This is a genomic window from bacterium SCSIO 12643, assembly GCA_024398135.1.
Lineage (GTDB): Bacteria > Bacteroidota > Bacteroidia > Flavobacteriales_G > Salibacteraceae > CAJXZP01.
In genome coordinates, this window is record CP073750.1 from 109993 (window position 1) to 134550 (window position 24558).

General features: G+C 39.0%; 10 protein-coding genes. 5 read left to right on the forward strand and 5 right to left on the reverse strand.

Features of this window, described 5'->3' with window-relative positions:
• The first annotated feature begins 31 nt into the window (after nucleotides 1–31).
• From KFE94_00535 to KFE94_00550, 4 genes are all read left to right on the forward strand, one after another.
• Nucleotides 32–472 (forward strand): VOC family protein, encoded by a 441-nt coding sequence (locus KFE94_00535; protein UTW66631.1) that lies wholly within the window; start codon nucleotides 32–34, stop codon nucleotides 470–472.
• Between the two features lie 153 nt (nucleotides 473–625).
• A complete protein-coding gene (locus KFE94_00540) occupies nucleotides 626–1687 on the forward strand; it encodes an outer membrane beta-barrel protein (protein UTW66632.1) in 1062 nt (353 codons plus the stop codon).
• 3 nt (nucleotides 1688–1690) lie between these two features.
• Nucleotides 1691–3016, forward strand: coding sequence for a hypothetical protein (locus KFE94_00545; GenBank protein UTW66633.1), 1326 nt, complete (start codon nucleotides 1691–1693; stop codon nucleotides 3014–3016).
• 4 nt (nucleotides 3017–3020) lie between these two features.
• Nucleotides 3021–3722, forward strand: coding sequence for a methyltransferase (locus KFE94_00550; protein UTW66634.1), 702 nt, complete (start codon nucleotides 3021–3023; stop codon nucleotides 3720–3722).
• 1 nt (nucleotide 3723) lies between these two features.
• Here the strand turns inward: KFE94_00550 and KFE94_00555 are convergent, their stop codons facing one another.
• From KFE94_00555 to KFE94_00565, 3 genes are all read right to left on the reverse strand, one after another.
• Nucleotides 3724–5634, reverse strand: a complete 1911-nt coding sequence (locus KFE94_00555) for a T9SS type A sorting domain-containing protein (protein UTW66635.1) — start codon at nucleotides 5632–5634, stop codon at nucleotides 3724–3726.
• A 62-nt stretch (nucleotides 5635–5696) separates the two neighbouring features.
• Entirely contained in the window at nucleotides 5697–7451 is a 1755-nt protein-coding gene (locus tag KFE94_00560; protein UTW66636.1) for an ABC transporter ATP-binding protein, read from the reverse strand.
• 150 nt (nucleotides 7452–7601) lie between these two features.
• Complete coding sequence (locus KFE94_00565; protein ID UTW66637.1) at nucleotides 7602–20639, reverse strand: T9SS type A sorting domain-containing protein; 13038 nt, start codon at nucleotides 20637–20639, stop codon at nucleotides 7602–7604.
• A 45-nt stretch (nucleotides 20640–20684) separates the two neighbouring features.
• On the opposite strand from KFE94_00565, the gene KFE94_00570 reads away from it, so the two are divergent.
• Nucleotides 20685–20891, forward strand: coding sequence for a DUF1939 domain-containing protein (locus tag KFE94_00570; protein ID UTW66638.1), 207 nt, complete (start codon nucleotides 20685–20687; stop codon nucleotides 20889–20891).
• Nucleotides 20892–21381: 490 nt separating this feature from the next.
• Here KFE94_00570 and KFE94_00575 read toward each other — a convergent pair whose 3' ends face one another.
• Together KFE94_00575 and KFE94_00580 are read right to left on the reverse strand one after the other, a co-directional pair.
• A complete protein-coding gene (locus KFE94_00575; GenBank protein ID UTW66639.1) occupies nucleotides 21382–21915 on the reverse strand; it encodes a hypothetical protein in 534 nt (177 codons plus the stop codon).
• 21 nt (nucleotides 21916–21936) lie between these two features.
• A complete protein-coding gene (locus KFE94_00580) occupies nucleotides 21937–24528 on the reverse strand; it encodes a DNA gyrase/topoisomerase IV subunit A (GenBank protein UTW66640.1) in 2592 nt (863 codons plus the stop codon).
• Nucleotides 24529–24558: the final 30 nt, after the last annotated feature.

A 24558-nucleotide genomic window follows, 5' to 3' on the forward strand; every position in this document is an offset into this window, starting at 1 on the left:
TAATTTTATAACACATCATAAAACTACACTCATGACAACTATAAATCCATATTTAACATTTAACGGCAATTGCGAAGCTGCATTTAATTTTTATAAATCTGTTTTTGGAGGAGAATTCCCTTACGTAGGGAAATTTAAAGACATGCCTGAAAATCCGGAGTATCAACTAACGGAAAACGACATGGAAAAAATCATGCATATTTCCTTACCAATCAGCAAAGAAACCGTTTTAATGGGCAGCGATTCATCTGAGGCATTTGGTAAAGCTTCTGTGGTTGGAAATAACTTTTCTATCTCCATCAATACAGATACCTTAGAAGAGGCTGAACGTTTATTCTCAGCACTATCAGAAGGAGGTCAGGTCACAATGCCCATGAACAAAACCTTTTGGGGTTCTCATTTTGGGATGTTAATTGATCCATTTCAAATTCAATGGATGGTTTCATTCAGTGAAGAAAAAATGGATATGTAATTCTTTGACTTGAGGTTTAAGCTTATTCTTTTGAGAGCATTTATCATCAGTTGCTTTTTGCTATTACAAACTGTTGTTTATTCGCAAAATCAATTTGTGGAGGGTTATTTTATTGATTCATTGGGAACGAAAACAGAATGTTATATTCTGAATATGGATTGGAAAGATAACCCTACTGAATTTTCTTATAAACGCGCATTAAATGGAGAATCTGAAATTCAGACTATCCGTGAAGTAGTAGAATTTGGTATACCATCACAATTTAAATACGTAAGGTTTGATGTTTTAATCGATAAATCCAGTGATCAGATTGAGCATTTAAGTCACACACGTAAAGCCATTTTTGAAAAGGAAAGGCTTTTTTTAAAAGTACTGGTTGAAGGACAAGCTTCTTTATATAGTTATCGCAAGATAAATCTCATCAGGTATTTTTATTCTACAGATACCATCGCAATTGAACAACTGGTTTATAAGCAATATCGGGTTGAAGACAAAAACACCATCTTAAAAAATGAGAAATTCAGGTATCAATTGAAGTTTAATCTTCCTTGTAATCCATCTACCGATTTATTAGCAGAAAACACCAATTACAGAGAAAAGGATTTAATCAAATATTTTATTGAATTTAACTCGTGCAAAGGCGAATACTATTCTGTTTTTGATAATGATGAAGAAAAAGACCTATTCAACTTAAACTTACGTCCGGGAATCCAGTTTTCCACCTTATCCGTATCGAGTAGTTTAACCAGTCTTTACGATGTCCAATTCGAAACGGAAACTGGTTTTAGAATTGGGATTGAAACTGAATTTATACTCCCTTTTAATAACGGCAAATGGGCTATAATCACAGAACCTACTTATCAATATTACCGCTCAGAAGGACACACATCCTCGCAAAATGTTAAAATTGACTATCAATCATTAGAAATTCCGATTGGTTTAAGACATTATTTTCATTTATATCAAGACACAAAGTTGTTTATCAACGGTTTGGTTGTCTTTGATTTACCTGTTAATTCATCAATAGCATGGGAATCTATTCCCGATCAACCTTTAGAATTAAGTACAAACCTTGCACTAGGAGTTGGATATAAGTATAATGAGAGACTTGGACTGGAAATGCGTTATGGGTTTAAAAGAAACATTCTAAATCGATATCTAAATTGGGGGGCTAATTACAATGGGCTTTCTGTTGTTTTAAGTTATACCATTTAATAAATGTTTTCATCCCATTCTTTTTTCACAACAGGTAAACATAACTCAATAGGAGTTTATCTGGTCATATTTATTCTAACAGTGTTTTTCACCAATTTAAGGCAAAACGTTGTTACTAATAATCAATGTGAAATTTGTTCAGATAAAGCAGGGTACTACATGTACTTACCTGCCACATTCCATTGGGGGTTTGGTACAAGTCATTATGAAGAAAGTTTTGAAGAACAACACGGTTATGGATTCAAAATTGACCGAGAAAATGATATTGTAATTACCAAATTCACCAGCGGTGTAGCCATTTTGTTAAGTCCTTTTTACGGACTTGGAACAATTATCGATCGGGTCTTTTCTTTAGGAAATCATCCCTACTCTAGATTTTATTTATTCTTTATCAATCTGGGATCTGCTTTTTATTTAACTCTCGGTCTATATTTTTTACGGAAATGGCTCCACAATTATGTAGACGCAATAAGTTCTTTTTGGACCATTATCACCCTTATTCTTGCTACAAATCTGACTTACTATACGTTGGATGAAAACTTAATGAGTCATTTATATTCATTTACATTGTTTGTCTTGATTCTTTACAGCATTAAGCGATTTTATCAATCTTCACATCTCAAATACTTTATATTATTCTCTTTCGCTCTAGCTCTTAGTATTTTGGTCAGACCCACAAATATTTTGTTCTTGCCTATCGCATTATTTCTGGATATCAAAGATTTTGAATCATTGAAAAAGAATCTATTACAGTTGATTTCTTTTAAAACCATTATTCTGGGAAGTCTGATTCTCCTACTTGTTCTATCTCCACAGATGGTATACTGGAAAATGGCATACGACAAATACATTGTTTGGTCTTATTCGGGAGAAGGATTTACTCTTTGGAATCGACCTGACTTTTTGATTACCTGGTTTTCACCCCAAAGCGGTTTAATCCCATATGTACCGGTTTTTATACTATCTATTATTTTCTGGATAGTTATGTATCGCAGAAAAGCCGCTAATGTCTGGTTAATTCTAATTACTTTTTTAGCCATTAGCTATATGTGTGCTGCATGGCATAATCCATTTTTTGGCGACTGTAATTTCGGTAAACGTCCAATGGTCGAGTATTATCCGGTTCTCTTTTTACCAATAGCATTTATGTTCTCTTATTATCCTTCTTTTTCTATACAAATCCAAAAAATTCTGATAGGCAGCTTAATGATATTTAGCTATTACCATCTTACACTATTTGGTGTTTTTGATACGTGCTTTTATGGCGAGGTATGGGAATGGGATACATTTGGCGCGCTAGTTAAAAAGGCTATTGTTTTAATTCGTTAAGGGTATGTCATTTCAGTTTAAACAGTTTAAAATCAACCATCATCCTGAAGTCTTTAAATTCGGCACGGATGCAGCTTTGTTGGCTACCTGGGTCAATCTTACGCATTCTAAAACAGTATTAGAAGTGGGAACTGGTTCGGGGGTGATCTCGCTCATTATGGGGCAAAGAAACCCTCACGCAAAATATGTTGGCATCGATATTTCCTCTCACGCCATTGAATTGGCTCAACAAAACTTAAAGGACTACCCGCTTCCCACACAAATAGAATTTATGCATTCAAAACTTCAGAATTTTGAATCCTCCATAAAATTTGATCACATTATATCCAACCCCCCTTTTTTTGAGAATAGTACTAAATCGCCTTCTTTATTAAAGAATAACACCAGACATACGGATACCCTCCCACTCCGGGATTTATTGAAGTGTTCTAAACAACTTCTTACTACTCATGGAAAAATAAGCCTTATCTATCCGGTTAGATATCTGGAAGATATTTATTCTATTTGTCAGGAAATTCAGTTATTTCCTCAAAGAGTTCACTTAACCAGAAGTAGACCTGAACGCGATATTAAGAGAGTACTTATAGAATTGGGGGCAACTCCGAATGCAAATCCGGAGCAAACCGAACTCATCATTGAAGGAACCTACAAAGGGTATTCCAAGACAGTTTATGATATGTTTCAACCATTTTACCTAAAACTATAATTTACCTTACAAATCGCAATGGTTGCTTCCAGTCCGGATGTACAATAAAATACATCCCAGCAGGTAAATCCTCAACATTCACCAACCACTTTCCACTTTGTTCAGTCCAATTCAGTTCAATTTTATTTCCAGTAACATCATACACATAACAATCGGAAATGTCAGATTGTACATGCACATTAGAAATCTGTAAGACATCAATTACCGGATTTGGATATAATGACGGTGTCATTTTAAGATGATCCATTGATTCATCACTTAAAACGATTTCGGAATTTCTCATCACCAACCATCGCTCCGGGTCCACTTGAATAAAACCAATTGGTTGATCCCATGTAAAATTAAACCACTGGTTATTTATGGTATTATCAAATGTAATTGACGTATCCGAATTTTGACTTAGGAATTTAAGTTCTACCGGCATTTCAAAGAAATCCACCGAACTATGTGTGGTTACCTGACTTATTTCAACAGAGTAATTGGGCTGACTCCCTGCCAATACTATCTTATAAATAGGATAACCTTCTCCAAAATACCAATCATTAAAGAATTCTGTTAAATCCTTATTACTAGCTGCTTCAAGATGTCCTTTTAGATCATTGGTGGTTACGAAACCAAAATGAAATTGGGGGTCATTCAGGTAATTTCTTAACCCTTGAAAGAAATCATCATCTCCTAATTTCCATCGCAACATGTGCAATAGCATCGCTCCTTTGTTATAGGTTAATCTTGAACTAAACAATCTTCCAAAGTTCAAAGTATCAGTAACAAAAACGCTTCCTCCATTCTGGGAAGTAATATTACCTATTTTACTGCTCTTCCAACTAGACCAGGCTAAATCACTTTTTTCAAATTCATTATACAACCCAGTTAAATAAGTCGCGAAACCTTCATTTAGCCAAAGCTCTTCCCATGAACGACATGTTACAAAATTCCCAAACCACTGATGCGCCAATTCATGTGCAATTAGATCATCATCGAATGAACCCATAGTCGACATCGTCTGGTGCTCCATTCCTCCTCCAATACTACTTTCGGCATGACCATATTTTTCTTCGTGGAAAGGATATGGTGTAAATAGTGAATCAAAAAGATCGAAATAGTCCGCAATATTTTCGTTTTGTGCTTCAGCATAAGCCAAATGCTCCGGATATACATAATTCAATACTGGAAATGAATCACTTCCAAACGGGATGTATTTAGTAAACTCCACATAATTGGTGACCGCTAATGAAACCAAATACGGAACTACTGGATATCTATGTTCCCAATAATATGTCACATCATTTCCTACTGTATCAATATGCGTTAATATCCCCTGGGTTCCTGGTACATTACCTAATGAGGTGGTAATCTGAATGTCTAATGAATCTATTTTATCATTGAGGCCATCTTTACATGGCCACCAGTTTGAAGCTCCATATGGTTGCGAAATGGTCCAAATCTCAGGAATATTATTTCCATGTAATGAATTCACATACGAACCTGATGGATCTCCTTGATAGAATATGGTGATTGAATCTGTAGTATTTGGAAGCAAAGGTCCGGAAAGAACTATAACTACAGTACCATCTCCAGGGCGAATTGGAGTCAGTTGAGTTCCATGATATAGAATCGAATCTACCATTAAGTCATCACTCATATCAAAATACAAATGGTTAATTGTATGTTGATTGACCTTAAAATAAGTTTGAACGCTTCCACTAATGGTATCATTTCCAGGATAGACATTCCAATGAATATCATGATACAAAACATCCACACTATCAGACAATGTAGCTACTCGTTCAGACCTTTGCATCGCTATATTTCTTTCAGATTTTACCAAAGCATCGAGTTTTGAAGCTGAATTATACTGTCCTTGAACAATAGAACCTAAAAGAATAAAAATGCTGAAAAAATAAAACTTCATATAGCAGAAAATTGTTTTGACCGTAGCGTCAACATTGAAATCACATGTATACACGTGTAAATCTAAGCTTTGGTAAACTGAAGTTCAAATAATTTTTGATATACACCATCCTGTTCTAATAATTCCTGATGATGGCCCTGCTCCACTATTTCACCCTGATCCATTACAATGATCTGATCTGCCTTTTGAATGGTAGCCAAACGATGGGCTATGATAATCGAAGTTCTACCTTTTGTTAAGATGTTAATGGCATTCTGAATCAATCGTTCGGTTTCGGTATCCACAGAAGATGTAGCTTCATCCAAAATTAAAATCCTTGGATTGTAAACATATGCACGAATAAATGCGATCAATTGTCTTTGACCTGAAGATAACATTCCTCCTCTTTCCTGAACATTGAAGTCATATCCTCCAGGAAGTTTTGAAATAAACTCGTGGGCACCAACCGCTTTAGAAGCCGCCACAATTTCTTCTTTGGTAATATCCGGATTTCTTAATGAGATATTATTTAAAATCGAATCAGAAAACAAAAAGACATCCTGCAACACTACACCTACGACCATTCGAAGTTCATCCAGTTTATAATCTCGTACCGAAACACCATCTATACTAATCTCTCCTTTCTGATATTCGTAAAACCTTCCAATCAGATTAATCACAGAACTCTTACCCGCTCCAGTTGCACCAACAAAGGCCAGAGTCTGACTTTGTTCAACAGTGAAACTTATATTCCTTAAAATCCAGTTTTCATCGATATAGGCAAACCATACATTTTTAAACTCAATACGTCCGGAAACCTCCATTGCGGAATGCTCTCCCTTTTTCACAATTTCAGCATCAGTATCCAGAACTTTAAAGACACGTTCACTGGCTACCATTCCCATTTGTAAAGTATTGAACTTATCCGCCAATTGTCGAATCGGTCTATACAACATATTGATGTATAAAATAAAAGCCATTAAGGTACCCAAAGTCGTACGATCGGAAATCACATCACCGGCACCCCACCAAACCAGTAATGCCAGTGAAATAGCACTTAAGACTTCAACCACCGGAAAGAATACAGAATTCGCCCATACCGTACGAATATTAGCTTGTGCATGCTGATAATTGATTTTTTCGAATGCTGCCAATTCTTGCTCTTCTCTGTTGAATACCTGAACGACATTCATTCCGGTTAAATGCTCCTGTACAAATGTGTTTAGATTAGATATTGCTGCACGCACATCCTGAAAGGCTTTTTTGATATAGTTTTTAAACCAGTAAGTCGCAATAAACAAAATAGGCATGGGCAATAAAACCGCTATCGTCAGTCTCCAGTCTTCATAAATCATGAATCCTACAACGACTACCAGTTTTAAGATGTCACCTATTATGATCAGAATCCCCTGTGAAAATATATCTGCGATCGTTTCAATATCGGAAACCACTCTGGTTACTAAAGTTCCGATTGGAGTTCTATCAAAGTATTGCAGTTTAAAATTGTTGATCTTCTTATAGATGTCTACCCGAATATCTTTGATCACGGTCTGACCAATCCAATTCGCCATGTAAGTTTGGGTAAATTGTAAAATGGCTTCTAAAACCAATAATGAAACCAATAGCAAAGTGACATTCAAAAGCATAGTTTCGTTCGGAACCAAAATATAATTATCAACCGCATGTTGAATTAAGAATGGTCGAATGGGAGCTAATAAAGCCAGAATAATCACGAGAACTCCTGTCAAAATGAATGTTCCTTTATAGGGTAAAACATAATCCAAAACACGCTTTAATAGCTTTAGATCAAATACATTTCCCGATACTCCTTTTGACATCTATTGATTTATCCAGTTAATTTTAGGAAAGCAAATTTGGCGTATTTATTTTACTTAATACATATCCTTTGATATAATAAATTGTTATTGAATCTAAACAAAAAGGCAGTGTGAAATCCACACTGCCTCTAACTTGATTCTTTATTCTACTTAGTTAATGATCAGTTTTTCATAAGTTACATTTCCTTCACTCTTCAGTGCTATCGTGTAAACTCCAGTACTTAATCTATTTGATTCATTAAACTGAGTTGAAATGATCTCATCTGCTTCTACATAACCATCAAAAATCACATCTACCATATTTCCTGCAAAGTCATATAGTACAATGGTCATTTGAGAAGAATTTCTTACTGAGAACTCTACTGTAAACTCACCGTTTGATGGATTAGGATATACACTTTTTGAAATTAGATTTACTTCAGCCTTGTTTACGCCACTGCTTAAAGTAATTCCATCTTCATCACCTCCATTTTCACTGTTATTTCCATATCCTCGGTAATCGTTTCTATTGCAAACTCCTCCTCCAGTTTTCAGAGTTACACCTCCAGAAGCGGTACAGCCATTCGCATCAGTAACGGTTACCACATATGTTCCGGTACACAATCCACTGATGTCATCTGTGTTATCACCATTGCTCCAGGAATACGTATAAGGTCCTGTTCCACCTTGCATGTAATTGAAATTAATATATCCATTACATGAATACTGTGTGGTAGGATTGTAAGCAGTAAACTGACCTTTCATTTTTGAAGGCTCCGCAACATTAATAGAAACTACTTTAGAACAACCTGCTGCATCTGTTACAGTCACATCATAATCTCCGGCACATACACCTTGAACATCCTGAGTTGTTGCTCCATTTGACCAATTGTAAGTATAAGGTGCTGTTCCTCCATTTACTGTTAAATCAATTGCTCCATCACATAATGGATTCTCATCACAATCGAACTTAAAGTTCCCAACACCACCAGAGTTTTTATAATAGATCACTAATTTCTTCACTCCTGATGCATTCATTGTAATGGTTTGAATAGATCCATCTCCCATATTCACGATGTTCTTAGATACAATTAAGTTATTATTCGCATCATAAGCTTTTGCTGTTCCGTAAGGTCCTCCATCTTTATCGATAAAGTCAAATGAAATCACCTTTCTTGTTTTCACAAATGTGAAAGTAATCTTACCTCCGTATCTTGTATCATCAGGTAGGTCATAAAGTCCATCATTATTATTATCTACATTGTTTTCCGGGAAGATTAGGATGTTTCCTTGATCCACCTCTAAATCAGAATCTCTGGTATTTGACAAGTCAGTATCAAAAATGATCAAATCATGTAATGAACCTGAGTTCGCTACACTTGTTAATGTAAATCCAAGTGAATTATAATTTCCTGACATTACTTCTCCGTTACTGTAGTTCGATAAATCAAACTCACAACTTGTATTTGCTGAGTTACAGCTGTTATCCGTAACCACATTTGAAACCTGAATTGCATTTGGCTCAGTAATTACAACTTGTTTATACGCTTTACATCCATTTACATCGGTTACCGTCACAGTATATGTCCCTGCATCTAAACTATTCACTGTAGCTCCTGATCTTCCATGTGACCAGCTATACGTAAACGGTCCAACTCCACTAGTCGCAGATACCGTTGCACTACCATCAGAAGAACCATTACATGTTACATCACTTTGAGCCACAATGCTTGCTGTAATACCATTGTTAATTGTAATCGTAATCCAGTTAGATTCTCCAATATATCTTGAACAATTGCTTCTTCTTGCACATCTTCTGAATTTAGTTGTTTGTGAAACCACTCCTGGATCATATGACGGTCCATTTGCACCTGGTATCACGGTCTGAGCCTGGCCAGGTATTTTTTTCAACCAAACATATTCTAAGGTTCCTACACCACCTGACGGTAAACTTACACTTGTAATTGGTGCCGGATCGAAACTTCCACAGTTAGACTGTGCTCCTGTGATCACACCTGCACTCGTTACATTACAACACATTGTTGCAATTGAACCACTTTCAGTTGCTGTACATCCATTCGCATCTGTTACCGTTACACTGTATGTTCCAGGTGACAAGTTATTTACAGTAGCAGTAGTTTCGCCATTACTCCAGCTATAAGTATACGGAGCAGTACCAGAGGTTATTACTACATTAGCTGATCCATCATTTAAGTTTGCAGCACAAGTCCCCTGAGTCGTCTGAACTGTTACAGTTACACCACCATGAACAGTCATTGTAATCCAATTGGTTTCTCCAACATACGTAGTACAGTTACTTCTTCTCGCACATCTTCTATACTTAGTTGTTTGTGTAATCATTCCCGGATCATAAGTCGGTCCATTTGCACCTGGTATCACAGTATATGATTGACCTGGTAATTTCTTTAACCAGATATACTCTATTGTTCCCACACCACCTGCTGGTAAACTTACACTTGTAATTGGTGCCGGGTCAAAACTTCCACAGTTTGATTGTGCTCCTGTAATTGCTCCTGCGCTGGTTACATTACAACACATTGTCGCTATAGTGTTACTACCTGTTGCTGTACATCCATTGGCATCCGTTACTGTTACTGAATATGTTCCTGGTACCAGACTATTAATTGTTGATCCTGTTGAACCGTTTGACCATGCATATGTAAATGGTGCTGTTCCTCCTGATACAACTGTATTCATACTTCCGTTGGCTAAGTTACCTCCACAAGTCGCTTGTGTGGCCTGAACTGTCGCACTTAATGCAGTCGGCTCTGTAATCGTTACTTGTGTACTTCCAGTACATCCATTTACATCTGTTACAGTCACTGAATATGTTCCTGCTGATAAATTACTCAATGTAGCTGTAGTACCACCATTACTCCAAGCATATGTAAATGGAGCACTTCCTGTTGCATTTACTGTAGCATTTCCATTTGAAGCTCCGTTACACATTACATTACTATAAGAAACAATATTTGCGGTTACACCACCATGAACAGTCATTGTAATCCAATTGGTTTCTCCAACATACGTAGTACAGTTGCTTCTTCTCGCACATCTTCTATACTTAGTTGTTTGTGTAATCACTCCCGGATCATAAGTCGGTCCATTTGCACCTGGTATCACAGTATATGATTGACCTGGTAATTTCTTTAACCAGATATACTCTATTGTTCCCACACCACCTGCGGGTAAGCTTACACTTGTAATTGGTGCCGGATCAAAACTTCCACAGTTAGACTGTGCTCCGGTAATTGCTCCTGCACTGGTTACATTACAACACATTGTCGCAATGGTGTTACTTCCTGTCGCAGTACATCCGTTCGCATCCGTTACTGTTACACTGTACGTTCCAGGTACCAGACTATTAATGGTTGATCCTGTTGATCCGTTTGACCATGCATAGGTAAATGGTGCTGTTCCACCGGTTACTAATGTGTTCATGCTTCCATTTGCCAAGTTACCGCCACAAGTTGCTTGGGTAGCTTGAACTGTTGCACTTAATACATTCGGTTCAGTAATCGTTACTGAACTTGTACTCGTTGCACCATTAGCATCAGTTACTGTTACACTGTATGTTCCTGCAGCCAATCCGTTGATAGTTGAAGTTGAAGCTCCATTTGACCATGCGTATGAGTAAGGAGTTACTGCTCCGCTTGCACTTGCTGTTGCTGATCCATTAGCATTTCCGTTACAATCTACATTGTTGTTTACTACTGCTGTAGAAGTCAATGCGGTTGGTTCTGTTACCGTTGATGTCGCTACTGCGGTACATCCATTTGCATCAGTTACAGTCACTGTATATGTTCCTGCTGTTAGACCTGAGATTGTTGCAGTCGTTGCTCCAGTGTTCCATGCATAAGTATATGCTGGGGTTCCTCCGTTTGCTGATGCTGCTACTTCTCCGTTAGAGCCTCCGTTGATTAATACGTTTGCGTTTACCACGCTTGATGCGGTTAATGCTGTCGGCTCAGTGATTGTTACTGAACTTGTGCTTGTTGCTCCGTTCGCATCTGTTACAGTTACACTGTATGTTCCTGCTGATAGTCCGTTAATTGTAGCCGTTGAAGCTCCGTTTGACCATGCGTAAGTATAAGGAGTTACTGCGCCACTTGCTGATGCTGTTGCTGATCCGTTCGCATTACCATTACAATCTACATTGTTGTTTACTACTGCTGTAGAAGTCAATGCACTTGGCTCTGTTACTGTTGAACTCGCTACTGCGGTACATCCATTTGCATCTGTTACAGTCACTGTATATGTTCCTGCTGTTAGACCTGAGATTGTTGAAGTTGTTGCTCCGGTTGACCATGCATAAGTGTATGCTGGTGTTCCTCCATTGGCACTTGCTGCTACTTCTCCGTTTGATCCTCCGTTGATCAACACATTCGCATTTACTACGCTTGATGCGGTTAATGCTGTTGGCTCGGTAATCGTTACTGAGTTTGTTGATGTTGCTCCGTTAGCATCTGTTACAGTTACTGTATATGTTCCTGCTGCCAGGTTTGTAATCGTAGCTGTTGTTGCCCCATTTGACCATGCATAGGTGTATGGAGTTACTGCTCCGCTTGCTGATGCTGTTGCTGAACCATTTGCATTACCATTACAATCTACATTGTTGTTTACTACTGCTGTAGAAGTCAATGCACTTGGCTCTGTTACTGTTGATGTTGCTACTGCGGTACATCCATTTGCATCGGTTACTGTTACTGTATATGTTCCTGCTATTAGGTTTGTGATCGTAGCTGTTGTTGCTCCGGTTGACCATGCATAAGAGTATGCTGGGGTTCCTCCGTTTGCACTTGCTGCTACTTCACCGTTTGAGCCTCCATTGATTAACACGTTTGCATTTACAGTTGATGCTGCTACTAGTACGGTTGGCTCTGTGATCGTTACTGAACTTGTACTTGTTGCTCCGTTCGCATCTGTTACAGTCACTGTGTATGTGCCAGCAGCTAATCCATTGATTGTTGAAGTCGAAGCTCCATTTGACCATGCATATGAGTAAGGAGTTACTGCTCCGCTTGCTGATGCTGTTGCTGATCCGTTCGCATTTCCGTTACAATCTACATTGTTATTTACTACTGCTGTAGAAGTCAATGCCGTTGGCTCTGTTACTGTTGAACTCGCTACTACGGTACATCCATTTGCATCGGTTACTGTTACTGTATATGTTCCTGCTGTCAAGTTAGAGATTGTTGAAGTTGTCGCTCCGGTTGACCATGCATAAGTGTATGCTGGTGTTCCTCCATTGGCACTTGCTGCTACTTCTCCGTTTGATCCTCCGTTGATCAACACATTCGCATTTACTACGCTTGATGCGGTTAATGCTGTCGGCTCGGTAATCGTTACTGAGTTTGTTGATGTTGCTCCGTTAGCATCTGTTACAGTTACACTGTATGTTCCTGCAGATAGTCCGTTAATCGTTGATGTTGTTGATCCGTTTGACCATGCATATGAGTAAGGAGTTACTGCGCCACTTGCTGATGCTGTTGCTGAACCATTTGCATTACCGTTACAATCTACATTGTTGTTTACTACTGCTGTAGAAGTCAATGCGGTTGGCTCTGTTACTGTTGATGTCGCTACTGCGGTACATCCATTTGCATCGGTTACTGTTACTGTATATGTTCCTGCTGTCAAGTTAGAGATTGTTGAAGTCGTTGCTCCGGTGTTCCATGCATATGTGTATGCTGGGGTTCCGCCATTTGCACTTGCTGCTACTTCTCCATTTGATCCTCCGTTGATTAACACATTCGCATTTACTACGCTTGATGCGGTTAATGCTGTTGGCTCTGTGATCGTTACTGAGTTTGTACTTGTCGCTCCGTTCGCATCTGTTACAGTTACACTGTATGTTCCTGCTGCAAGGTTTGTGATTGTAGCTGTTGTTGAGCCGTTTGACCATGCATATGTATAAGGAGTTACTGCTCCGCTTGCACTTACTGTTGCTGATCCGTTCGCATTTCCGTTACAATCTACATTGTTGTTTACTACTGCACTTGATGTCAATGCGGTTGGCTCTGTTACTGTTGATGTTGATACCGCAGTACATCCATTTGCATCAGTTACAGTCACTGTATAGGTTCCAGCTGTCAAGTTAGAGATTGTTGAAGTTGTTGCTCCGGTTGACCATGCATATGTGTATGCTGGGGTTCCTCCATTTGCACTTGCTGCTACTTCACCGTTTGAGCCTCCGTTGATTAACACATTCGCATTTACTACACTTGATGCGGTTAAGGCTGTTGGCTCTGTGATCGTTACTTGAGCTGTTGCATCACATCCTTTGCTATCTGTTGCAGTTACAGTATAAGTTCCTGCTGTTAGATTTGTGATCGTAGCTGTTGTTGCCCCATTTGACCATGCATAGGTAAATGGTGCAGTTCCGCCTGTTGCACCTGCAGTTGCTGATCCAGTACTGGTTCCATGACAACTTGCATTAGTTGATGATACAATTGAAGCGGTTACTGTTGGATTTACTTCAATCGCTATCACATTAGATTCTCCTGCATAGAATGTACAAGTACTTGTTCTTGCACATCTGATGAAATATGTTGTTTGAGTCAATACGCCCGGATCGTATGTGGCACTTGTTGATCCTGGGATCATTGTCCAATGTGGATTTCCTACAGTGTTTGGTACGTTCACTAAACTTTGTAACCAGATATACTCTATTACGCCTACTCCACCTGATGGTAAGCTTACACTTGTAATCGGTGCCGGATCAAAACTTCCACAGTTAGACTGTGCTCCGGTAATTGCTCCTGCACTGGTTACATTACAACACATTGTTGCGATGGTATTACTTCCTGTCGCTGTACATCCATTCGCATCCGTTACTGTTACTGAATACGTTCCAGGTACCAGACTATTAATTGTTGATCCTGTTGAGCCGTTTGACCATGCATAGGTAAATGGTGCTGTTCCACCTGTTACTAATGTGTTCATGCTTCCATTTGCCAAGTTACCGACACAAGTTGCTTGGGTAGCTTGAACTGTTGCACTTAATACATTCGGCTCAGTGATTGTTACTGAACTTGTACTCGTTGCTCCGTTCGCATCTGTTACAGTTACACTGTATGTTCCTGCAGCTAATCCATTGATTGTTGAAGTTGAAGCTCCATTTGACCATGCATATGAGTAAGGAGTTACTGCTCCGCTTGCTGATGCTGTTGCTGATCCGTTCGCATTTCCGTTACAATCTACATTGTTATTTACTACTGTTGTAGAAGTCAATGCCGTTGGCTCTGTTACTGTTGATGTCGCTACTGCGGTACATCCATTTGCATCTGTTACAGTCACTGTATATGTTCCTACTGTTAGACCTGAGATCGTAGCTGTTGTTGATCCGGTATTCCATGCATAAGAGTATGCTGGGGTTCCTCCGTTTGCTAATGCTGCTACTTCTCCGTTTGAGCCTCCGTTAATTAACACATTAGCATTTACTACGCTTGATACAGTTAAGGCTGTCGGCTCCGTAATCGTTACTGAACTTGTACTTGTTGCTCCGTTGGCATCTGATACAGTCACTGTGTATGTTCCTGCTGCAAGGTTTGTGATTGTAGATGTTGTTGATCCGTTTGACCATGCAAATATATAAGGTGTTACTGCTCCGTTAGCTGATGCTGTTGCAGATCCATTTGCATTACCGTTACAATCTACATTGTTGTTCACTACTGCACTTGAGGTCAATGCACTTGGCTCAGTTACTGTTGAAGTTGCTACTGCTGTACATCCGTTGGCATCAGTTACTGTCACAGTATATGTTCCAGCAGTAAGGTTTGAAATCGTTGAAGTTGTCGCTCCGGTTGACCATGCATAAGTATATGATGGTGTTCCTCCGTTTGCTGACGCTGCTACTTCTCCGGTTGACCCTCCGTTGATTAACACGTTTGAATTTACTACACTTGATGCTGTTAAGGCTGTCGGCTCAGTGATCGTTACTTGAGCTGTTGCATCACATCCTTTGCTATCTGTTGCAGTTACAGTATATGTTCCTGCTGCTAGATTAGTAATTGTAGCTGTTGAAGCTCCATTTGACCATGCATATGTAAATGGTGCGGTTCCTCCTGTTGCACTTGCTGTTGCAGAACCAGTACTGGTTCCATGACAACTTGCATTTGTTGATGATACAATTGAAGCAGTTACTGTTGGATTTACTTCAATAGTAATCACATTTGATTCACCTGCATAGAATGTACAAGTACTTGTTCTTGCACATCTAATGAAATATGTTGTTTGAGTCAATACTCCCGGATCATATGTTGCGCTTGTTGACCCTGGTATCATTGTCCAGTGTGGGTTACCAACTGTGTTTGGTACATTTACATGACTTTGTAACCAGATGTACTCTATTGTTCCTACTCCTCCTGATGGTAAACTTACACTTGTAATCGGTGCTGGATCAAAACTTCCACAGTTAGACTGTGCTCCGGTAATTGCTCCTGCACTGGTTACATTACAACACATCGTTGCAATTGTATTACTTCCTGTTGCTGTACATCCGTTCGCATCTGTTACTGTTACTGAATAAGTTCCTGGTACCAAGCTATTGATTATTGATCCTGTTGAACCATTTGACCATGCATAAGTAAATGGTGCTGTTCCACCGGTTACTAATGTATTCATGCTTCCATTTGCTAAGTTACCTCCACAAGTCGCTTGTGTTGCTTGAACTGTTGCACTTAATACATTCGGTTCTGTAATCGTTACTGAACTTGTGCTTGTTGCTCCGTTCGCATCTGATACTGTTACTGTATATGTTCCTGCTGATAATCCGTTAATCGTTGCTGTTGTTGATCCATTTGACCATACATATGTATATGGTGTTACTGCTCCGCTTGCTGATGCTGTTGCCGATCCATTTGCATTTCCATTACAATCTACATTGTTGTTTACTACTGCTGTAGAAGTCAATGCCGTTGGCTCTGTTACTGTTGATGTTGCTACTGCGGTACATCCATTTGCATCAGTTACTGTTACAGTATATGTTCCTGCTATCAAGTTAGAGATTGTTGAAGTCGTTGCTCCAGTGTTCCATGCATAAGTGTATGCTGGGGTTCCTCCGTTAGCATTTGCTGCTACTTCTCCGTTTGATCCTCCGTTAATTAACACATTAGCATTTACTACACTTGATGCTGTTAAGGCTGTTGGCTCGGTAATCGTTACTGAACTTGTACTTGTTGCTCCGTTCGCATCTGTTACAGTTACACTGTATGTTCCAGCTGCTAATCCGTTGATCGTTGAAGTTGTTGATCCGTTTGACCATGCATAGGTGTATGGAGTTACTGCTCCGCTTGCTGATGCTGTTACTGATCCATTCGCATTACCATTACAATCTACATTGTTATTTACTACTGCTGTAGAAGTCAATGCACTTGGCTCTGTTACTGTTGATGTTGCTACTGCGGTACATCCATTTGCATCAGTTACTGTTACAGTATATGTTCCTGCTGTTAAGCCTGAGATTGTTGAAGTTGTTGCTCCAGTTGACCATGCATAAGAGTATGCTGGGGTTCCTCCGTTTGCACTTGCTGCTACTTCTCCGTTTGAGCCTCCGTTAATTAACACATTAGCATTTACTACGCTTGATGCGGTTAAAACTGTCGGCTCTGTGATCGTTACTGAGTTTGTTGATGTTGCTCCGTTAGCATCTGTCACAGTCACTGTATAAGTTCCTGCTGATAGTCCGTTAATTGTAGCCGTTGAAGCTCCGTTTGACCATGCATAGGTGTATGGAGTTACTGCTCCGCTTGCACTTGCTGTTGCTGAACCATTTGCATTACCGTTACAATCTACATTGTTGTTTACTACTGCACTTGATGTCAATGCGGTTGGCTCGGTTACTGTTGAAGTCGCTACTGCGGTACATCCATTCGCATCAGTTACGGTTACTGTATATGTGCCTGCTGTTAGACCTGAGATCGTAGCTGTTGTTGCTCCGGTGTTCCATGCATAAGTGTATGCTGGGGTTCCTCCGTTTGCACTTGCTGCTACTTCTCCGTTTGATCCTCCGTTGATTAATACATTAGCATTTACTACGCTTGATGCGGTTAATGCTGTCGGCTCCGTAATCGTTACTGAATTTGTACTTGTTGCGCTATTTGCATCAGTTACTGTTACACTATATGTACCTGCTGCTAATCCGTTGATCGTTGATGTGGTCGATCCGTTTGACCATGCATAGGTGTATGGAGTTACTGCGCCACTTGCTGATGCTGTTGCTGAACCATTTGCATTACCATTACAATCTACATTGTTATTTACTACTGCACTTGATGTTAACGCTGTTGGCTCTGTTACTGTTGATGTTGCTACTGCGGTACATCCATTTGCATCGGTTACTGTTACACTATATGTTCCTGCTATCAAGTTAGAGATTGTTGAAGTCGTTGCTCCAGTGTTCCATGCATAAGTGTATGCTGGGGTTCCGCCATTGGCTGAAGCTACTACTTCTCCGTTTGAGCCTCCATTGATTAATACGTTTGCATTTACAGTTGATGCTGCTACTAGTACGGTTGGCTCTGTGATCGTTACTGAACTTGTACTTGTTGCTCCGTTAGCATCAGTTACAGTTACACTGTATGTTCCTGCAGCTAGTCCGTTGATCGTTGAAGTTATCGCGCCATTTGACCATGCATAGGTGTATGGAGTTACTGCTCCGCTTGCACTTGCTGTTGCTGATCCGTTCGCATTACCATTACAATCTACATTATTGTTTACTACTGCACTTGATGTTAACGCTGTTGGTTCTGTTACCGTTGATGTTGCTATTGCAGTACATCCGTTTGCATCAGTTACTGTTACAGTATATGTTCCTGCTGTCAAGTTAGAGATTGTTGAAGTCGTTGCTCCATTTGACCATGCATAAGTGTATGCTGGGGTTCCGCCATTTGCACTTGCTGCTACTTCTCCGTTTGAACCTCCGTTAATTAACACATTCGCATTTACTACGCTGGATGCAGTTAAAACTGTCGGCTCTGTGATCGTTACTAAACTTGTACTTGTTGCGCCATTTGCATCAGTTACTGTTACACTATATGTTCCAGCTGCTAGTCCATTGATCGTAGCTGTTGTCGCGCCATTTGACCATGCATAGGTGTATGGAGCTACTGCTCCGCTTGCTGATGCTGTTGCTGATCCATTAGCATTACCATTACAATCTACATTGTTGTTTACTACTGCTGTAGAAGTCAATGCCGTTGGCTCTGTTACTGTTGAAGTCACTACAGCTGTACATCCATTTGCATCGGTTACAGTCACTGTATATGTTCCTGCTGTTAGACCTGAGATTGTTGAAGTTGTTGCTCCGGTTGACCATGCATAAGAGTATGCTGGTGTTCCGCCATTGGCTGAAGCTGCTACTTCTCCGTTTGAGCCTCCGTTGATTAACACATTCGCATTTACTACGCTGGATGCGGTTAAGGCTGTTGGCTCTGTGATCGTTACTTGAGCTGTTGCATCACATCCTTTGCTATCTGTTGCAGTTACAGTATAAGTTCCTGCTGTTAGATTTGTGATCGTAGCAGTTGTTGCCCCATTTGACCATGCATAGGTAAATGGTGCTGTTCCTCCTGTTGCATTCGCTGTTGCTGAACCAGTACTGGTTCCATGGCAACTTGCATTAGTTGATGATACAATTGAAGCGGCTACTGTTGGATTTACTTCAATGGCAATCACATTTGATTCACCTGCATAGAATGTACAAGTACTTGTTCTTGCACATCTAATAAAATATGTTGTTTGTGTCAATACACCCGGATCATAAGTAGCACTTGTTGATCCTGGTATCATTGTCCAATGTGGATTTCCTACAGTGTTTGGTACGTTCACTAAACTTTGTAACCAGATATACTCTATTGCGCCTACTCCACCTGCTGGTAAACTTACACTTGTAATCGGTGCCGGATCAAAACTTCCACAGTTAGACTGTGCTCCGGTAATTGCTCCTGCACTGGTTACATTACAACACATTGTTGCGATTGAGGATGTATCTACTAATGAACATCCATTTGCATCTGTAATAGTCACAGAATAAGCTCCTGGATTCAATGCTGAAATCGAAGCCGTAGTATCTCCATTTGACCATAAATAAGAATACGGTGCGGTTCCTCCAGCTGTCAAAGTACTGATACTTCCATCGGCTAAATTTCCACCACAAGTCGCTTGAGTCGTTTGCAAAGTATTTGATAAAGCCGCTACTGGTTCATTTACGGTAAACGTAACCGAATCAGAAACACCATTTGCATCTGTTACTGTAACCGTATACGTTCCTGCGGATAAATTTGAAGCATTTGATACACTTGCTCCTGTATTCCATGCATAGGTATAAGGCGCTACTCCACCTATTCCAGCTAGAGATACCTGTCCTGAATTATCACCATAACATAAAACATCATTTACTTGATGGTTAATACTAATTGAAAGACTACACCAATCTGGCCAGACTATTGATTCAATATCATCATAAGGAGTAATAATATTGCTAGAAGATACAATTGCTAAAGTTTGCGGATCGATGGTGTATATAGTTGTACTTGCTAAGTGTGTTCCGAACATCAATCTTCCATCAGGTCTCATTTCCAAAGACTCCACAGGGCCTGGAAGTGTGTTAGTTAAAATGTTAATGTTTCCGGTAACCGGATCAAATGTGGACAATTCTTTATCATCAGTAGCCACATACAGAACCGATCCGTCTTTACTCCAGGCCATACCGTCAAAATCCAAAGGTGATGAGAATACCATGGTACCTACTCCTGTATTCGTATTAATGGTAATTAAACCATAATCATCTACCCATGCATATAAAACATTCGTCACCGGGTGAAATGCCAATGACACCACATCATCGTATCCTGTGGGACCAATAATGTTAAGGTTTCCTGTTAATGCATCTATACTATAAAAGTATCCATCGAACCCATGTTGGTTATCATTTCCTGATGTTGCATAAAGTATTCCGGTATTTTTATCGATTTCCATACCTTCAATATCCCAACCATCTAAATGAGGTCCAAGATTTGAAACTGTATTACCGTTAAATACATCTACTGTAAAAATTTGAGAATAATCGCTTGACTTTTTATCCTGAACAGCATACAATAAACACGAATTGACCGGTGCTGAAGGCACGGTCATTTTTACCATGTTGGATTGTTCTCCCCAATTGTAACAGGTATTTCTTTTTGACACCCTTATATAATAGGTTGTCTGTGTAATGAATCCTGGATTATAATCTTGAGCTGTTGCCCCCGGAATATCTGTCCAGTAAGGGTTTCCCGGAGTATTAGGTACCGGTACAGTACTCTTCATCCATTTATACTCGATTACACCGGTTCCTCCGGTTGGAAAGTTAGTGTTGACAATCAGGGCTGGATCAAAACCTCCTGGGACACCAGTTTGATTGGAAGAAATTGTTCCTCCATCAGTTATCGGGTCACATAAAATTGATTGTACTGTGAAGCTGTTAGTTTTAGAAATTGCAACGCCTTGCAATAGCAGAAACAACAGTAATGAAATTGTAGTAGGTAATGTTTTTTTCATTCTGTATTTATTTGTGTATGGATGCAAATCTAAGCTCCTTTTTCAATTAAAAAAACGACTTACACCCACGCAACCCACTGTATTACAGCAAAACACCCTATTTTCAAGGATTTAAAAGGGATAAAAAATATTAATTTTGTGATGAAATAGTTTAAAATTGTGACGTTATATTTAAAACGAAGATGTAATAGTTAAAACTCATGACCATTTAGTTAAAAACATTCAGTCTTATAAATTGAATTTTCTCTTAGTTTTTTGATGAAAATCTAATTGAAAAATTTGACCAATAAACACACAAAATATTTTGAGAAAAAAAGACACAAAAATCCCTGAAATTGAAAATATTTTCAATTCATTGCTGAGTTAAGGAAAATAAGAAAGTGTAATTTGTCTATCTGAATTTCTTTTGAAATTCTAGTTTTAAACCTTTGATCGCAACATCAGTCGGAACCTTTTCTAGTTGAGAAATAATATTCATCATTTCTTTCCCTAAATCAACAGCTGTTGCATTTTCAGGTAACCTTGACGCAGCTAAATTGATTAATTTGGTAATTTCATCCTTAGCCATCAAAACAAGCTTCCAGGCTGATAACGAAACATATAACTGCTGTGTCATATTATGCTCATATTCTTGTCTAATCGCCTTTAACATTTGCGTATGCAATGCTCTGGAACTCATTCCCGGTCTCTGCATACGCATCATTAAATTATCAGGTTGCAACCTTTCCAATAACAATATTAAACGTTCGTAAGCCTGCATTTGCAATGGACGCATATCTTGCTTATTCGCTTTGGATATCATCAGCTCATCTCTTCTCTTCTGGTCATCAAAATGATTCTTTAACATGACCTGTACCACCACTACCACTGCTACGGATGGAATTAATATCTTAAATAGGTCAAATAAATAATCTAATGCTGTCATAAACTTCTTCTTTCTTCTACTTTAAAATAAACTAATTTGATTTTGATCTGAATCATCTTCTTGCGCATTTGATTCAGGCTCTTCTTCCGGCTCCTCATATGGCAATGGTTCTGCCGAATCTATTGATTTCACTTTATATTTTGTCAGTCTATTGCCGTGCGCTTTATAACTCTTAATTGCAATAAACTCTTCCATATTTAACATTTCATCTTCACGGTCATTAGAACGTTTATCAAAAGATAGATTGACCATTGGTCTCCAATCCGATGATACTAATTCTAAATAGGAGTCTTCATGTTCAGATATAAAACCTATCTTTTTGGTCGTATCTTCTATTAAAAAGCGTTTTACGTAGAACTGTTCTTTCTCCCCATCCCAATAGATAGCGGTAATCGGCTTTTTAGGATTCCATTTTTCCAAAATCAGATAATCATCATCCACTTTGGTTGAAATATCGAACCCAGTCAATCTATAATGTCCGGATGAAGTAATATGCAGAATTTTATCTTCTCCTTTAAATTCACCCAACAAGTTTCCTCTCTCATCTGAATTAAATCTGGAAACGGTTTCATCAAACCATATTTTCCTTGCCGATAATGTAGAGACTCCTTTTTCTTTTAACTCAATCTTACTAACGATATGTTTGGTTAAAATATTTCCTCCGGCTCCTCTTCCTTTAATCGCAAGTTCTGCAAAGTCATATTCGAACTTGAGTTTTTTGACTTTTCCTGTATTTCGTAATACTACATTTATAACTTCTGCCTCACCATTTGGATTCACCGTAAGATATAACACTTTTGTTTTTGGAATACCCCTGGTTAAATCGTATTCTTTATCACGCGTAATCGATGTCACCTGGAATCTCTTCACACGAATTGGTCCTGTAGCACCATCTTTATATATAAGGTTGTATGTGGTACGTTCATCTCCCTTTTTCCAGATCCCCGCATACAGAATTCCCTTACCTACAAATGTTTTATCGGCTACACGTGTCACACGCATTTTACCGTTCTTTAATATGACAATCACATCATCTATATCCGAACAATTGGTTAGGAATTCACCCTCAGTACGTTTTAAACCGGTTCCTATAAAACCTTCATCATAATTCACCAACAACTTCACATTGGCTGCAGCCACTTTTGTGGCATCAATCGCACTAAACGACCTGATTTCCGTTTTACGCTCCCTACCCTTTCCGTACTTTCTTTTCAGCTCCTTGAAATAATCCACTGCAAACTCAGTAAGGTGCTCCAGGTCATGTTTCACCTGCGCCATTTCGTCTTCTAAGTTCGCTATAAACGTATCTGCCTTTTCTGCATCATGCTTTGTGATTCTTCGCATTGGAATGTCCATCAATTTGGTCAAGTCCTCATCTGTAATTTCGCGAATGAGATGTTTTACAAAAGGCTGCAATGCTTTTAAGGTATAATCCTTAGCTTCATCATACGTTTTTCCATCAAATTCTATATAGATTTTATTCTCAATAAAAATCTTTTCTAAAGAAGATTGATGCCATTTTTCCTGAAGTTCACCCAATTTAATGCGTAACTCCATTTCCAAAAGATCTTTCGTTCTTTGCGCAGAATACTTCAACATTTCAGAAACCCCAATGAAATGCGGTTTTTCATCCATAATCACCGAAGCATTCGGAGAGATCGATTTTTCACAATCGGTGAAAGCATATAATGCATCCATCATCTTATCCGGTGAAGTCCCTGGTGCTAAATGAACCAGTATTTCTACTGAATTAGAGGTGTTGTCTTCAATCTTTTTAACCTTAATTTTCCCTTTTTCACTAGCTTTAACAATACTTTCCATCAAGCTTCCGGTATCCGTGCCAAAAGGGATTTCAGTAATTTTAAGTGTTTTAGAATCTTCTATCTCAATACGCGCTCTAACCTTAATCTTTCCTCCACGTAATCCGTCATTGTAATTAGAGAAATCCGCCAGACCACCAGTTAAAAAGTCCGGTAGAATTTTCACGCGCTTTCCTAATAACGCATTAATCGATTGATCTATTAACTCAATAAAGTTGTGTGGTAAAATCTTACAGGCCAATCCTACGGCAATACCTTCCACTCCTTGTGCTAACAGTAATGGAAACTTAACGGGCTGTGTAATTGGCTCTTTATTTCTTCCATCGTATGACAATTGCCATTCTGTAGTCTTTGGATTAAAAATAACCTCCAACGCAAACTTGGTTAATCTGGCCTCAATATATCTGGAAGCTGCTGCACCATCACCAGTATAAATACTACCCCAGTTACCTTGCGTATCGATCAACAAATCTTTCTGTCCGATTTGCACCATAGCATCTGCGATGGATGCATCCCCGTGCGGGTGATACTTCATGGTATTTCCCACAATATTTGCCACCTTATTGTATCGGCCATCCTCCAATTCACGCATACTATGGAGAATTCTACGTTGTACCGGCTTTAATCCATCATTTAAATGGGGTACCGCACGTTCCAAAATCACATATGAAGCATAATCCAGGAACCAATCTTCATATAATCCAGATACACGAATGACATGTTCCATCTCTACCGAACCTTCTTCAGCAAATTCCGGTTCTTCGTTCATATTGTCGTTTTCTTCAACACTCATTTGTCGATCATTTCAATTCGTTAAAACTCC

What these genes read in the sequence shown, in the direction of transcription:
- KFE94_00535 (UTW66631.1), top strand. Translation starts at nt 32, where the DNA reads ATGACAACTATAAATCCATATTTAACATTTAACGGCAATTGCGAAGCT.
- KFE94_00540 (UTW66632.1), top strand. Translation starts at nt 626, where the DNA reads ATGGATTGGAAAGATAACCCTACTGAATTTTCTTATAAACGCGCATTA.
- KFE94_00545 (UTW66633.1), top strand. Translation starts at nt 1,691, where the DNA reads ATGTTTTCATCCCATTCTTTTTTCACAACAGGTAAACATAACTCAATA.
- KFE94_00550 (UTW66634.1), top strand. Translation starts at nt 3,021, where the DNA reads ATGTCATTTCAGTTTAAACAGTTTAAAATCAACCATCATCCTGAAGTC.
- KFE94_00555 (UTW66635.1), bottom strand. Translation starts at nt 5,634, where the DNA reads ATGAAGTTTTATTTTTTCAGCATTTTTATTCTTTTAGGTTCTATTGTT.
- KFE94_00560 (UTW66636.1), bottom strand. Translation starts at nt 7,451, where the DNA reads ATGTCAAAAGGAGTATCGGGAAATGTATTTGATCTAAAGCTATTAAAG.
- KFE94_00575 (UTW66639.1), bottom strand. Translation starts at nt 21,915, where the DNA reads ATGACAGCATTAGATTATTTATTTGACCTATTTAAGATATTAATTCCA.
- KFE94_00580 (UTW66640.1), bottom strand. Translation starts at nt 24,528, where the DNA reads ATGAGTGTTGAAGAAAACGACAATATGAACGAAGAACCGGAATTTGCT.